Annotated in this window: 11 protein-coding genes; all 11 read right to left on the reverse strand. The window is 34.1% G+C overall.

Annotation, left to right across the window (positions count from 1 at the left end):
• Positions 1 to 386: 386 nt before the first annotated feature.
• Positions 387 to 2,624, reverse strand: a complete 2,238-nt coding sequence (locus tag ACGH6P_RS04730; protein WP_411596845.1) for a DNA internalization-related competence protein ComEC/Rec2 — start codon at positions 2,622 to 2,624, stop codon at positions 387 to 389.
• A gap of 384 nt (positions 2,625 to 3,008) precedes the next feature.
• Positions 3,009 to 3,299, reverse strand: a complete 291-nt coding sequence (gene ihfB, locus ACGH6P_RS04735) for an integration host factor subunit beta (RefSeq protein WP_065559335.1) — start codon at positions 3,297 to 3,299, stop codon at positions 3,009 to 3,011.
• A gap of 98 nt (positions 3,300 to 3,397) precedes the next feature.
• Positions 3,398 to 5,080: a 30S ribosomal protein S1 gene (gene rpsA, locus ACGH6P_RS04740; RefSeq protein ID WP_267352495.1), complete on the reverse strand. Its 1,683-nt coding sequence runs from the start codon at positions 5,078 to 5,080 to the stop codon at positions 3,398 to 3,400.
• A gap of 111 nt (positions 5,081 to 5,191) precedes the next feature.
• Positions 5,192 to 5,872 carry a (d)CMP kinase gene (cmk, locus tag ACGH6P_RS04745; RefSeq protein ID WP_267352494.1) on the reverse strand — a complete coding sequence of 227 codons (681 nt, stop codon included), beginning with the start codon at positions 5,870 to 5,872 and terminating at the stop codon, positions 5,192 to 5,194.
• On the reverse strand, positions 5,873 to 7,156 hold the full coding sequence (aroA, locus tag ACGH6P_RS04750) for a 3-phosphoshikimate 1-carboxyvinyltransferase (RefSeq protein WP_411590566.1): 1,284 nt from the start codon (positions 7,154 to 7,156) through the stop codon (positions 5,873 to 5,875).
• A 25-nt stretch (positions 7,157 to 7,181) separates the two neighbouring features.
• Positions 7,182 to 8,054: a helix-turn-helix domain-containing protein gene (locus ACGH6P_RS04755; RefSeq protein ID WP_267360208.1), complete on the reverse strand. Its 873-nt coding sequence runs from the start codon at positions 8,052 to 8,054 to the stop codon at positions 7,182 to 7,184.
• Between the two features lie 125 nt (positions 8,055 to 8,179).
• Positions 8,180 to 9,082 (reverse strand): lysine exporter LysO family protein, encoded by a 903-nt coding sequence (locus ACGH6P_RS04760; RefSeq protein WP_267360206.1) that lies wholly within the window; start codon positions 9,080 to 9,082, stop codon positions 8,180 to 8,182.
• A 145-nt stretch (positions 9,083 to 9,227) separates the two neighbouring features.
• Positions 9,228 to 10,154, reverse strand: coding sequence for a VirK/YbjX family protein (locus ACGH6P_RS04765; protein WP_267360204.1), 927 nt, complete (start codon positions 10,152 to 10,154; stop codon positions 9,228 to 9,230).
• Positions 10,155 to 10,402: 248 nt separating this feature from the next.
• Positions 10,403 to 11,704, reverse strand: a complete 1,302-nt coding sequence (gene eno, locus ACGH6P_RS04770) for a phosphopyruvate hydratase (protein ID WP_065559328.1) — start codon at positions 11,702 to 11,704, stop codon at positions 10,403 to 10,405.
• Positions 11,705 to 11,753: 49 nt separating this feature from the next.
• Positions 11,754 to 13,391: a glutamine hydrolyzing CTP synthase gene (gene pyrG, locus ACGH6P_RS04775; protein WP_411596846.1), complete on the reverse strand. Its 1,638-nt coding sequence runs from the start codon at positions 13,389 to 13,391 to the stop codon at positions 11,754 to 11,756.
• Positions 13,392 to 13,622: 231 nt separating this feature from the next.
• Positions 13,623 to 15,332 (reverse strand): IgaA/UmoB family intracellular growth attenuator, encoded by a 1,710-nt coding sequence (locus ACGH6P_RS04780; protein ID WP_411596847.1) that lies wholly within the window; start codon positions 15,330 to 15,332, stop codon positions 13,623 to 13,625.
• Positions 15,333 to 15,397: the final 65 nt, after the last annotated feature.

Consider the following 15,397-nt stretch of genomic DNA (forward strand, 5'->3'; position numbering starts at 1 on the left):
TCTAAAAAAACTATAATAAACCATTATCTTTATTAGCTTTAATGAATGTTGCACTTTTATTAAACTATAAATTAGAAACTTTTAGATCAATTTTTTACGCCGATTAACGCCCTAAAATTCCATGAATAATTATGGCGAATCATTTTAAATAACTTACTTAAGTAAGTTCAATATCCTCAAGTTAATTATATTATTAGCCAAATAAGCTATTACTGAGATTTTATAGAAGAGCATAAAAATTTATTTTGTAAAATAAGTTTGCTTTTATTACAGAAAATTAACAAATAAGTCACTGTGTTGAATTCCCGTTAGCAAATATTATGTGTTAGATTTTTTGAGAAGATGATTGGAGAAATTAATCTATCCTTTTCAAAAGGAAAATTTAGTTAATATACAGGCAAATGACCAAACCAATTATGATACCAACGCGGATTTATTTCATTCCTCATTGTTTTTAACTCCAATTTATGATGATAAAAAACTAAACTTATTTGTCCTGATTTAGATGTGGTATAAAAATTTAATTGTCGATCTTTGTAACGTGCTATAACTTTATTGGAAGGCAATTTCCAAGGATTATAACGGGAAGTCGACAAAAGGGACACGCTAGGATTAACAGCGTTTAAAAAAGCATAGCTTGATGACGTGTTACTACCATGATGAGGAATTTGTAAAATTGTTGATTTAAGTGTATTTCGATATTTTTCAATCAATTGATACTCTTGATTTTTTTCTAAGTCACCTGATAATAATACTGAAAATTGACCATCTGTAATGTGTATTACACATGAATCTTCGTTTTGCGCATATTCGGCTAGATGAGTTGGCCATAATACAGTTAAACTTAGATTATTCCATGTCAGATGATTTTCTGATAAACAGTGATAGTGATTTTTTAATTTTACTGATGAACTCATCAGCCATGCATTGGGATAATGTTGTTGAAGTAGAGAAAGTCCACCAATATGATCATTGTGTTGATGGCTAATAATAATTCCCTTTACATCTAAATTGTGCCATTGTAAAAATGGAATGATTATACGTTCTGCGGCAGAACTATTTTGCCACTGCGCCCCCGTATCATACAATATTGCGGATTTCCCATCATGTATGACAATTGCCAGACCATGACCGACATCTAACATATCCATTCGCCATAGATAATGCTGTTTTTTAAAAAATGGACTCACTATTATCATGAGTAAAATGCAGAGGGTTATAGTATGACGACGCCAAAATTCCGTTTTAAGAGTAATTATGGCCAGCCATCCAATAATACTTAATAAATAAAAATCAGATGAAGTAGTAAACCAAGGGAAATCAATCAGCTTCAGACAGTAAAATAAATAATCAAGTGACTGTTCAGCAATAAACCAAAACCATAATGCTAAATAGAAACAATCAAAAAAACTAAAACAGAGTGCTATCAAGATTGATGGAAAAGTCAGTAACGATATGATTGGAATCGCAATTAAATTTGCCAAAAGAGCCATAGTACTGACACCTTGAAAAACAAATAATTGTATTGGTAACAATAACGCTGTTAAACCTAATTGTAGATGTATTAATTTAACTAGGTAACACGTTTTGTTATTTTGAATCTTTTTTGATAATGGTACCCATTGATATAAAAATATTAAGCTAACAACAGCATAACAAGATAGCCAAAAACTTTCAGACAAAATCATCAACGGATCGGTTAATAATAATAAGGCTATTATTCGATTAATTTTCTGCCATGCGCTGATATGTTGGTTTTGACAGCGTAAATAAATCCATATCCCTAATGCCATTATTGCACGTAAAGCAGGAGGATTGAATCCTGTTAACCAAGCATAAAAACAGGCGCATAACCATCCGATTATGATTGGGACATATAAATTATTGAATCGCTGTGGAATAAAAAATAACATTAATTTGACGAGACTGTAACACATACCAAAGACCAACAAAATATGCATACCTGATATCGCCATTAAGTGAGCAACGCCGGTATTCATCATAATTTGCCGATAATGATGATCAAGTTGAGAGCGATCACCAAAAGCCAATGCAAATAATATCCCACGGTAATGAAACAAATACATATAAGGCAAAGCATGATCAACAATAGTTTGTCTAATATCATTTTTATCTTTTAATAATTTAGCATTATTGATTTTTGCAGATAATAATGTCCGATTGGCTATAGCAAAACGCTGACTATCAAATCCTCCTTCATTTAAATAACTATGAATTACTTTCGTTTTTATCGTTAATTGCCAAATTTGACCTATTTTAGGTACATTAACATTATCCCAATAAATTGAAATTGGGATAGGAGTTGATGATGCTTGGTGATTACTTTCAAGAATAGTCCATTGCAGATAGTAAGGATTCATTTGCTGAGATGGATGCCGGATATTGATACTTTCGACTTTTGCTTTGACGACGAGTGTTTTGTCAATGTAAGGATCGATATTGATTAAATACTGTTTAGAATATGCCGTCGACCATAAGAAACTTAACATAAATATACTAATAAGTAACAACGTTTTTCTAAATAGAAATTTACTCGCAATGACAATAATCAACACGCCAAAAGCTGTCGCATACCAAAATATGTCTGAAAGTAATTTAGACATAAACATTAATGGCAAGCAGCCTAATGAAAATGTAATTATAAGTAAATCATGTGAATAAATTTGCCGCATTGACTCAAATTAGGCTATCGAATTAACAATAAGTTAGCATAACCTGTCAACAAATTATGCTCAGAAACTTTTTATAGATATTGCGATCTTGGTTCCAATCTTAATTCGCATTTGTTAAAAATCGATCATTATGATAAGAACATTTATAAATGTATTTTGATAGGTGTTAAGACTAAAATTACTTTAAATAGTCATCAAACTTTTTAATTATTTTTAAATAACTTTTTAATGTTTAATCAATATATTAATTGAGGGATTAATAAAAAAGCCTTTGAGTTAACTCAAAGGCTTTTAAACTAAATACTATTTTAGATATTATGCTTTAGCGGCATTATTTACTCTTTCACGTAATTCTTTACCTGGTTTAAAGTGAGGAATGTATTTATGTTTCACCTCAACATTACCACCAGTTCTTGGGTTTCTCGCTTTACGTGGTGCACGATAATTTAAGCTGAAACTACCAAATCCTCGAATTTCTACACGATCGTTGCTTTCCATAGCTAAAGCGATCTGTTCAATAATATCTCTTACAGCATCATCAACAAGTTGCACAGGAAGGTGTGCCCGCCAGTTGACTATCTTTTCCACTAAATCTGATCTGTTCATGGTCACTCCTAAGTTATGTATGTGATATATAATTTGTTCATTTTATACCACAAAAGAAAAAGAGGGCAAGCCCTCTTTACTTTTTAGTTGAATATTTTTTACTCGGTTTTTGATGCAGCTTTGAATGCTTCAGCCATTGCATTAGTAAATGATGCTTCTTCTTGAGTTGAAGTATTATTTACAGCAGCAAGCGCTTCTTTTTCGTCAGCTTCATCTTTAGCACGTACAGATAATGAAATTGCGCGAGTTTTACGATCGATATTAACAATCTTAGCCTCGACTTCATCACCAACTTTTAATGCAGTTGTTGCATCTTCAATACGTTCACGTGCGATATCTTGAGCTTTTAAGTAACCTTCAATGCCTTCTGCGATTTCAATTGTTGCGCCTTTAGCATCAACAGCTGTTACATGACCTTTAACAATTGAACCTTTTTTGAAGTTTGAAGCAAAGCTACTAAATGGATCATCTTCAAGTTGTTTAATACCTAAAGAGATACGCTCACGTTCTGCATCAACTTGTAATACAACCGCTTCGATATCATCACCTTTCTTATAAGCTTTAACTGCTTCTTCACCTGGCATATTCCAAGAGATATCAGAAAGATGAACTAAACCGTCAATACCACCATCTAAACCGATGAAGATACCGAAATCAGTGATTGATTTGATCTTACCGCTAACTTTATCACCTTTATTGTGTGATTCAGCAAATTGTAACCATGGGTTAGGTTTACATTGTTTAAGACCAAGAGAAATACGACGACGTTCTTCATCAATTTCAAGAACAATAACTTCAACTTCATCACCTAAGCTAACCACTTTAGATGGGTGAATGTTTTTGTTAGTCCAATCCATTTCAGAAACGTGAACTAAACCTTCAACGCCAGTTTCAATTTCTACGAAACAACCGTAATCAGTTAAGTTAGTTACTTTACCAGTTACTTTAGTGCCTTCTGGGTAACGTTTAGCAATTGAAACCCATGGATCTTCGCCTAATTGTTTTAAGCCAAGAGATACACGTGAACGGTCTTTATCAAATTTAAGAACTTTAACAAGTAATTCTTGACCCACTTCAACCACTTCACTTGGGTGTTTAACACGTTTCCAAGCCATATCAGTAATATGAAGTAAACCATCAACACCACCAAGGTCAACGAATGCACCGTAATCAGTAAGATTTTTGATGATACCTTTAACTTCAGAACCTTCTTGAAGATTTTCAAGAAGTTGTTCTCTTTCTGCGCTATTTTCAGATTCAATTACTGCACGACGAGAAACAACAACGTTGTTACGTTTTTGATCTAATTTAATAACTTTTAATTCGATTTCTCTATTTTCAATATGAGAAGTATCGCGTAATGGACGTACATCAACAAGCGAACCAGGAAGGAACGCACGAACGCCATTAAGATCAACCGTAAAGCCACCTTTCACTTTACCATTGATAACACCTAAAACTGTTGCAGCATCTTCAACTGCTTTTTCTAATGTAAGCCACGCTTCATGACGTTTAGCTTTTTCACGAGATAGAATGGTTTCACCAAAGCCATCTTCAATTGAGTCAAGTACGACATCAACAACGTCGCCAACTTTAACTTCTAATTCGCCTTGGGCATTTTTAAACTGCTCTACTGGAATTGCTGATTCGGATTTTAAACCAGCATCAACTAAAACAACATCTTTGTCGATTGCAACGACAGTACCACGGATCATGTTACCAGAACGAGTGTCTAGTTGATTTAAAGACTCTTCAAAGAGTTGAGCAAAAGATTCAGTCATATTTATATACTTAAATTAATATTAACGTCCACATTACATCATGTCTTGTGGGGTTGTTTATGATACTCCACTCGTCCTTATAATGGAGCTTTGTTCACGTTATAAATAAATTTACAACGCAAGTTTTTCGTTTATATACGTAATAGATTGATTAAATACATCTTGAATAGAGAGTGATGTGGTATCAATTATTAGTGCATCTGTTGCAGGTTTTAATGGGGCAACGGCTCGATTACGATCTCGCTCATCACGCGCAGTTATCTCCTGCAAAATTTCGGCGAATTTAGCATGTTTTTGCTTATCTTGCAACTGTTTCATTCTTCTTTCTGCTCTTGAGTGCGGGCTAGCATCCAGAAAAATTTTTACTGGTGCATCAGTAAACACAACTGTCCCCATATCTCGCCCATCCGCAATTAACCCTGGCAATTGCCTGAAATCTCTTTGTCGTTGCAATAATGCTGCCCGAACTTGATTTAGCGAAGCCACTTTAGAAGCAGCGCCCCCAGTCTCTTCAGTACGAATATCTTTAGAGACATCGACGCCATTTAATAGCACTTTGACTTCGCCATGATGGGTATCAAAAGTTAAAGGTAAATTTAATGCTAATTGTGTTAATTGTAGTTCATCATTCAGCGCAATGTGATGATTAAGCGCCGACAACGCAAGCACACGATAAATCGCGCCAGAGTCTAAAAGATGCCAATTGAAATGATTAGCTAACGCTTGACACAACGTGCCCTTCCCCACACCACTAGGGCCATCGACAGCAATAACAGGAACTAATGTATTCATTTAGTATTCACTCAATCGTTTAAATTGTTCAAAATAGTCAGGAAATGTTTTCATTGTACATTTAGGATCTAATATAGTCACGGGCGTATCGGATAATGCCACTAATGAAAAACACATTGCCATACGATGATCGTTATAGGTTTTTATTTCAGCATGTGTTAAAGATTTAGGGGGGATAATCGTTATATAATCGTTACCTTCTTCAACCTCTGCCCCTATTTTACGCAATTCAGTTGCCATAGCAGATAAGCGGTCAGTTTCTTTAACTCGCCAGTTATAGATATTACGAATAGTTGTGGATCCTTTGGCAAACAAAGCGGTTGTTGCTATTGTCATCGCCGCATCAGGGATATGATTCATATCCATATCAATACCGTTAAGTTCCCCTCGGCTACACTCGATATAATCATCAGCCCACGTTACTTTAGCACCCATATTTTCAAGTACATGGGCAAATTGGGTATCACCTTGTAAGCTTTTTTTACCAACACCTGTGACGCGAACAGTGCCCCCTTTAATCGCCGCTGCAGCTAAAAAATATGAAGCGGATGAAGCATCACCTTCAACCAAATAAGTACCCGGTGACTTATAAGTTTGCTTTGCTTTAATAACAAATTTTTGATAATTATCATTGATGACCGACACCCCAAATATCGCCATCATTTTGATCGTGATATCAATATACGGTTTAGAGACTAAATCCCCTAAAATAGTAATTTCAGTATCGTTATCAGCAAGTGGGGATGCCATTAATAGCGCCGTTAAAAATTGACTTGAAACAGAGCCATCAACCTGAATATTACCGCCAATAAAGCCCCCATGAATATGCAGTGGTGGATAACCTTCATTTTCAAGATATTCTATGTTAGCCCCACCTTGACGAAGCGCATCAACTAAATGCCCTATTGGACGCTCTTTCATACGTGGTTCGCCCGTAAGCACAATATTATTTTCACCAAGACATAACGCAGCAGTTAAAGGACGCATCGCCGTACCGGCATTCCCTAAAAAAAGCTCTAATGCATGGGATGAATGTAATTTTCCGCCGACACCCTGAATATCACAAATCGTGCGATCATTCGATAATTGATACGTAACACCTAATGCTTTAAGAGCATCAAGCATATAACGGACATCATCGCTGTCTAATAAATTTGTTAAACGTGTATTACCTTGACTCAATGCAGACAAAAGTAGCGCCCGATTAGACACACTTTTTGAACCCGGTAAGTTTATCGTACCATTAAATCTTTTTATCGGTTGTAATGTTAGGGATAACATGATAGTTCTCTTTATATTTTTAAGATTTTTAAAATTTATCTAAAGTTGCTTTCAACAATTCAATCGCTTGTTTATCTTTAGCACTATTTTGCCACAATTTATCAAATAACAACCGGTATCGCTTAATCGCATCGTGAGAAGAGGTAATAGAAGCAATCCCTGTGGTCACATTCGGTAATTCACCTAATCGAAACGGGCTCATTGCTAACGAAATCGGGTTTTCATTTTGATAAAATAGTTGAAAAGCAATAGATGGAATTGCATGCTCTGTAATAGCAATGGTTGGCGAATAAGTTTGTTGTTCAATTAATTCAATTAAGTGATAGACTTCTTTGCGAGCTAATAGCATGCGTTCAGACTTTTTACCCGGTGAAAGATTTAAATTACCGACTAAACCAATATGTAAAAAACGTTCTACATTGCGTAAACTAATTAAATTAATGACTTTAGGCGCTGATTGATAGAATTGTGTTTGTCGTTCTTTTAAAATGGCTAACGTTGTTGCATATTTTTTTAAATTAATTGAATCGCCCGATTCATCTAGCATCATAGCAAGATGAGAAAGATAATCTGGTGAAGTGAGTAAAAAAGAAAAAGGATCAAAATGAGAATAAATATGTGTTGATTGTTCTTCAAGTTGGCGCATACGTTCAAAAAAACCTTCACCACTTGAATAATATTCAGTATCAATACCAAGCAAGCTTGCTAAGGATGTATCTAACAAAGTCGCTAAACGTCCTAATGTTTCGATTTTGATAATTTCACCCTTTTCAAGACGGTAAACCGCAGCTCTTGAAATTCTAAGATTTTGTGCTATGTCTTCTGCTTTTAAGGAAGCCGCTATACGATACGCCCGTAAACGCTGACCTATCGCACAATAATCAATCGATCCAGTATTCATAATTCACTCAAACCATTCGGATTTTGGCAGTGTAACATAAGGTAATCATATTGCCAATTTGCAATCCAGGCAATTTTGTTCAATTCATCAATATATGATTTTTGACTCAAGTAATGGATAATCTATCATCCATAATTAAATAACGTCATAAATATTGGCATTAGCAATGTAAGCAAAAAACCTTGCACGATAGCCGGTGGCACTATCATTATTCCTGCTCCTTTCTGTAACATAGGCAAAGTAAAATCCATAGACGTTGCACCACATAAACCCAGTGTTGTTAATTTATACCGTTTTATTAATGTTGGAATAAGTATAATGGCAAAAAGTTCACGTAATATATCATTTAAAAATGTGGCACTGCCAATAATTGCCCCATGCGCTTCAGTCATTAAAATGCCTGACAAAGAATACCAACCAAATCCAGATGACATACCTAATCCTATACGCAAAGGAAGATCTAATAGTAAAGCGGCTACCATTCCACCAATAAAAGTGCTTATAATGACAATTAGCGTTGTTGCAATACCAACTTTGTTAAGTAAAATTTGTTTAAGTGAAATATTATTACTTCTTAACTGAATACCAATTAACAAGAGTAAAAAAACTAAAACAACCTGAATAATGTTTTCGGTATATTGCCATACAAACAATGGAAAAAGTCCGACTATAAATCCCAAAACAAGTGCAATAAAGACACGCAATGATTCCAATATCATTTTTACGCGTGAACCAAAGGTTTGATTAACACTTGAAGCTTTCCACGGTAAAAATAGGTCAAATAACATTAGAAAAATAAAATTCCCGCCAAAAGTACAGATAAAAATAATAGCAGTATAAAATAGAATATTTTGCAAATTAGTCGCAAGGTTATCTAAATGAGCAAGTTCTGCGCCCATAATAAAAAGAATAAAATAAACCATCCAACTTAGAATTTGGTTAATTTTAGCTATCCATTTTTCTTGTTTGCATTTAATTAAATAACCAATGCACAAAGGCACAAGTGCTATTAGAATACCAAAATACATATTTCATTCCCTACTAATTAATTTAAGACAATTATTTTATTGAGCTTTAATTAAAAAAATCGATAAACAACAAGTTGAATATCGATTGTAATCAATTTTGATAATTTGACACTACATTAGGTAAATAATCATTACCTTTAGTATATTATATTAATGATGCTAATTGTGTTTCAATATTCAGTTTGAGTTGATCTAACAAAGCATAACGATTACGGTATTCAGAACGTTTTTTACTTGCTATATCTTCTAACGATTTACGTGTAATCTCAGTGGGTAAAATAAATAACTCACGATCATCTTGTTGACCATCGATTGTTAACCAAAAATCATCATAATCAGACAAAATGCGTTCTTGTCTGCTGTTATAACGCCAATTGTTATACACATGCGTTTTATTTCCAACCGCCACAATTTGCTCAAGCTGAAAATAATGCGCAATGATTAATGCTGCCTCAACGGCGACTCGTTTTGGAAATAATCCATAACATTGCTTAGTCGCTTTTTGTACCCGAACTCGCGCTTCATGATGACCGGTACCTTGCAACCCTGCAATAAATAAAGTCGTTTTTTGTTGATATTGAATGATTGAAAAAGTTAATGTTGCTAAATCAATACCGTCATTATCATAAAAATAAAGGCTTATTTCGCCTTCTCGAGCAAACTTGTTACGCGCTTGAATCGCAATTTGAATATTAGCTTCATTTTTTGCTGTTAGGTTAGCCAATACATATGGAGTTTTAGGATTATAAAAAGCCTTAGTCATGCTATCAGGCTGATTCGCTAAAAAATCATAGTGATATGCTAACGCATCAAAACGCTCTTGTTGCGACAAACTTGATGATAAATACGGTCTTTGTAATTTACACGGTAAATTGGTTTGGCAAGAAAAATAGTAGCCAAGTAATGGATATTGTCTTAATTTATCCAACCATTTTAGTGTAATAGGACTTAAAAATAAGGTTCTAAAAAAAAATTTATAACGATAAGTCGGATTAAGCCAAAGTTCATTTAGCGGAAGTTTACCGGTACATAGCCAGTTAAAAAGTTGCCATTTGCTTTTTGGCTGGGACATATTCGTAATATTATTCATAAGCAGAAAAAATAAATTTGAGTTAGTTAATTTATAAAAAATTTATATGTGGCTAAATTATAAAATATCAATAGATATCAAAGATTAGTCATAAATACCAACTTTAAAGAGTACAATACAACATAAATCAACGCAACCTTTGCCATCTTATTCTATAAGAAAAGAAAATAAAAAACGGTGAACTGGTCACCGTTTCTTATTAAACAATTATTCAGTTTTTATAAACTCAATTATTGTCCTTTCACTTCTTTAAGTCCGTTGAATGGAGCCTTAGCACCTAATGCTTCTTCAATACGGATTAATTGATTGTATTTAGCAACACGATCAGAACGGCTCATAGAACCCGTTTTGATTTGACCAGCAGCTAAACCAACAGCTAAATCAGCAATAGTTGAATCTTCAGTTTCACCACTACGGTGAGAGATAACAGCAGTATAACCTGCATCTTTTGCCATTTTAACCGCTGCGATAGATTCAGTTAATGTACCGATTTGGTTAACTTTAACTAGGATTGAGTTAGCGATGCCTTTTTCAATACCTTGTTTGAAGATTTTGGTGTTAGTTACAAACAGATCGTCACCCACTAATTGGATTTTGTGACCTAATGCTTTAGTTTGGTATGCCCAACCGTCCCAATCGCTTTCATCTAAACCATCTTCGATTGATACGATAGGATATTGTTCAGTTAAACCTTCTAAATAGTGAGTAAATTCTTGAGCAGTAAACTCTTTATTACCTTCACCTTTTAATACATATTTACCTGTTTCTTTGTTATAGAATTCAGAAGCAGCACAGTCCATCGCTAAAGTAATATCTTTACCTAGTACATAACCCGCTTTTTCTACAGCTTCTTTGATACAAGCTAATGCTTCAGCATTTGAATCTAAATTAGGGGCAAAACCACCTTCATCGCCTACAGCAGTATTCATACCTTTAGCATGTAAAACTTTCGCTAAGTTATGGAATACTTCAGAACCCATACGGATTGCTTCACGTACTGTTTTCGCGCCAACTGGTTGAATCATAAATTCTTGTAAATCGATGTTATTATCCGCATGTTCACCACCATTGATGATGTTCATCATCGGTAATGGCATTGAATATTGACCTGGCGTACCATTCAAATCAGCAATATGTTGATATAGTGGAACACCTTTTGCTGCTGCTGCTGCTTTAGCATTGGCTAATGATACTGCAAGAATTGAGTTTGCACCCAAGTTAGATTTAAAATCAGTTCCATCTAAATCAAGCATGATTTGGTCGATAGCCGCTTGATCTAACGCATCTTTACCCACAACTGCTTTCGCAATTGGTCCATTTACGTTTTCAACTGCTTTTAAAACACCTTTTCCTAAAAAGCGAGATTTGTCACCATCACGAAGTTCTAATGCTTCACGCGAACCAGTTGATGCACCAGATGGAACGATTGCTAGACCAACAAAACCACCTTCTAAATGAACTTCAGCTTCAACTGTAGGGTTCCCACGAGAGTCGATGACTTCACGACCATGTACTTTAACGATTTTTGCCATGTTATTTTCCTCTATATGACAGATATATTACAAATGTAAAACTTTAAAACTATTTTTGTTGTAGCTGCTGATACTCCTTGGCAGCTTTTATAAAACTACTAAACAGTGGATGCCCATCTCGTGGTGTCGAGGTAAATTCCGGATGGAATTGACAAGCAACAAACCATGGATGATTAGGAACCTCAATAATCTCGACTAATTTTCTATCAGTTGAAAGTCCTGTTACTTTTAATCCTGCTTTTACAATTTCAGGTAATAAATTATTATTCACTTCGTAACGATGACGATGACGCTCAGTGATTGACTCTTTTTTATACATATCAAATACTAATGAGTCTGGTTCTAAATGACATATCTGAGAACCAAGTCGCATAGTACCACCTAAATCACTATTTTCATTACGTTGCACAACATTACCCGATTCATCACTCCATTCAGTGATTAACGCAATGATTGGATTCGCACAATCTTTAACAAATTCTGTAGAATTTGCGTCTTTAATTCCAGCCACATTACGAGCATATTCAATCATGGCAACTTGCATTCCAAGACAAATACCTAAATAAGGTATTTGGTTTTCACGCGCATAGCGTGCAGCAATGATTTTACCCTCAACGCCACGATACCCAAATCCACCCGGAATAAGTATTGCGTCTAAGCCTGAAAGTAAATCCGTACCACGCGATTTAAGATCTTCAGAATCGATATAACGAATATGAACAGTTAAACGGTTTTTCAACCCGCCATGTTTTAATGCTTCGTTTACAGACTTATAAGCATCGGGTAATTCAGTGTATTTACCCACCATACCTATTGTGACTTCACCAACAGGATTGGCCTCTTCATAAATCACTTGTTCCCACTCTGATAGATCTGCTTCAACGCAATCAAGGTGGAATCGATTGCAGACAAAAGTATCTAAATTTTGTGATTTTAAAAGAGCAGGTATTTTATAAATTGAATCGACATCTTTTAATGAAATAACTGCACGTTCAGGCACATTACAAAATAGTGCAATTTTTGCTCGCTCATTAGCTGGAATGATACGATCTGAACGACAGATTAACACATCAGGTTGAATACCAATAGATAACAACTCTTTGACTGAGTGTTGTGTAGGTTTTGTTTTAACTTCTCCAGCAGAAGCTAAATATGGCACTAGGGTTAAATGCATAAATAAGGTATGTTCTCGACCTACATCAACCGCTAATTGACGAATCGCTTCTAAAAATGGAAGTGATTCAATATCCCCAACTGTGCCACCGATTTCAACAATAGCAACATCGAAGCCTTTAGCTCCTGCAATAACGCGAGATTTAATCTCATTGGTAATATGGGGAATGACTTGAACAGTTGCACCTAAATAATCCCCACGACGTTCTTTGCGTAATACATCGGAATAGATACGCCCTGTTGTGAAGTTATTTTTGCGAGTCATTTTAGTGCGAATAAAACGCTCATAATGACCTAAATCAAGATCCGTTTCTGCCCCATCTTCCGTCACAAAAACTTCACCATGCTGAATCGGGCTCATTGTACCCGGATCGACATTAATATAGGGATCAAGTTTTAACATGGTGACTTTTAAATTGCGGGCTTCTAAAATTGCAGCGAGTGATGCTGCGGCAATGCCTTTACCAAGAGAAGAAACGACACCGCCTGTAACAAAAATATAATTCGTGACCATTAATACCAGACCATTATTAATTTATAAGAACAATATTGCGTCGTTTTCAAACGATAAAAGCAACACAATATACGATAAATCAGACGGGAAAATAGTATAACAGAATCTGACCTTGCTCACAATTGAATAATTATCTTTAACAGATGTTTTAATTAAGCTGATTAGATAGATTTAATGCTACTCAATCTAATCAACTTTAATTTGAAAACAGAATTATCTTCGACAATCAATCTAAACTGTAAGATTAGCATAAAAGTTATTAATCTTACTTTTTCGAACTCGATTTTGTATCCGTTTCCAAATGAAAATTAAACCATTAAAAATCGTACTTAATGCAAAAAAAGCAAATAAAGAGATACTTAAAATAATGGGTAACCACCTGTCTTGTTCATTAATTTGATATCTAATGTCAGGATTAATCGTAAATCCTGAGATAGAATTATCATCTCGATAATAAATATCTGAGACTAATCCAGAAAAATTGACTCGCCCCGATTGGCTATTCAAACTATTTTGAAAAGTTGAATTCGAAACCCGATTAGATTCTAAATCCTCTTGGTCTTTGCTATCTGTTTCGTTAAAAAACTTATTTTTCAGCGTAATGAAGAAAGAAACATTATCGGTTTGATTATGGATTTCTACTTTTCCGCACTTACTATTCACCTTTTTGTTATATTTATCACAAAGTGCCCCTTCCGTGGTAACATTTACCCAATCGCCCTCTTTTAGATTGTTGGTTAATAATTGTGAAATATCATAAAAATTCCAACTTTTCAGGTCATGATTAGCAAAGTGATACATATAAAAGATATTATCTTTAACATTGGATTTTGCATAAACAATAAATGTCAAAATAATACCTACAAGAAAAAGCCATAAATTACGTCCCGCAAACTTTGGTGGTCCAAAATTTTCAATCTCTTTCGAAACTGACAATGTATAACCATAACGAATTATTTTTTTATCCTCAAAAGTAACATCAAGCTCAACATTAGTTAATGTATGTTCGGGTATATATGCTTGCCAATTATCAGGATAATTTAAAATAGAATTATGACCAACAGTAATTTGTTTCGTTTTAGCGTTTTTATTTTTAACTTTTCCTCTTATTCGATTAACAAATTGAATTTTTACTTTAGACTTTGGTTTACGACAATAAAAATAGATAACTGCTAGTAAATTTATGCCAAATAAAAACAGATCAAATAGTTCATTACTTTGCCAATAATCTAAAAAATAATTAATTGTTAAAAAGCAAAAAAATACCGCAACTATCCCTTTATTATTTTTATTCCGATACGCTGATTCTAACGGTGTTTCTTGCCGTGTCATTAAAATTTCATAACCAAATTTTTGTTGATTTTCAATGCGATTGTTTATAGTCTCATTGTCATGATTATGATTATAATTTTCTGGATGTTGAACATCAAACAATTCACTTGCCCAATACTCCATATCATCTTTTTCTAATTTTTTTTCATTGATGATATTTTGATGCGCTGCATAACGAATATCGTGATCATTTAACCTAATCACAATGGCATAATCTTCAGTGAAAACTACTTCAGCCACATTATCATCTAAGATAAAACGATCCATATCATAGGGGATAATGACATCAATATTATTAATTTTATAAAAAAGTGTTTCGCCAACATAGTGATTGATATTTTGTTTGACTAATTTGCCAGATATTGATATTACATCTGAATTTATTAATGACGATTCTTTTACCTCTGAAGATAAATGTTTTGTTGTTTTTAGATAAGGTGTTATAAGACGTTCTTCTAGTGTGGACAATTGCCTAATAGGCCTAAGATCAACAATATAGTTTTTTTCAATTAACTTTTTCTTTTTTTTGTTACTTTTGAAGTTTTTTCTAATCGACGAAACGATCAAAACCAAAATGTGAATGACTAATATTAAACCAAATATATTCATTTTGTGACTTATTCCTTATGAAACATTATTATAGTTATATTTAACTGATAAAATTGGTCAGTCTG

Source organism: Gilliamella sp. CG25 (genome assembly GCF_046635705.1).
Lineage (GTDB): Bacteria > Pseudomonadota > Gammaproteobacteria > Enterobacterales > Orbaceae > Gilliamella > Gilliamella apicola_I.

Coding starts and splice junctions, on each gene's coding strand:
- cmk (WP_267352494.1), bottom strand. CDS start 5,872: ATGAATACATTAGTTCCTGTTATTGCTGTCGATGGCCCTAGTGGTGTG.
- ihfB (WP_065559335.1), bottom strand. CDS start 3,299: ATGAACAGATCAGATTTAGTGGAAAAGATAGTCAACTGGCGGGCACAC.
- ACGH6P_RS04760 (WP_267360206.1), bottom strand. CDS start 9,082: ATGTATTTTGGTATTCTAATAGCACTTGTGCCTTTGTGCATTGGTTAT.
- ACGH6P_RS04730 (WP_411596845.1), bottom strand. CDS start 2,624: ATGTCTAAATTACTTTCAGACATATTTTGGTATGCGACAGCTTTTGGC.
- eno (WP_065559328.1), bottom strand. CDS start 11,704: ATGGCAAAAATCGTTAAAGTACATGGTCGTGAAGTCATCGACTCTCGT.
- ACGH6P_RS04780 (WP_411596847.1), bottom strand. CDS start 15,332: ATGAATATATTTGGTTTAATATTAGTCATTCACATTTTGGTTTTGATC.
- ACGH6P_RS04765 (WP_267360204.1), bottom strand. CDS start 10,154: ATGTCCCAGCCAAAAAGCAAATGGCAACTTTTTAACTGGCTATGTACC.
- ACGH6P_RS04755 (WP_267360208.1), bottom strand. CDS start 8,054: ATGAATACTGGATCGATTGATTATTGTGCGATAGGTCAGCGTTTACGG.
- rpsA (WP_267352495.1), bottom strand. CDS start 5,080: ATGACTGAATCTTTTGCTCAACTCTTTGAAGAGTCTTTAAATCAACTA.
- pyrG (WP_411596846.1), bottom strand. CDS start 13,391: ATGGTCACGAATTATATTTTTGTTACAGGCGGTGTCGTTTCTTCTCTT.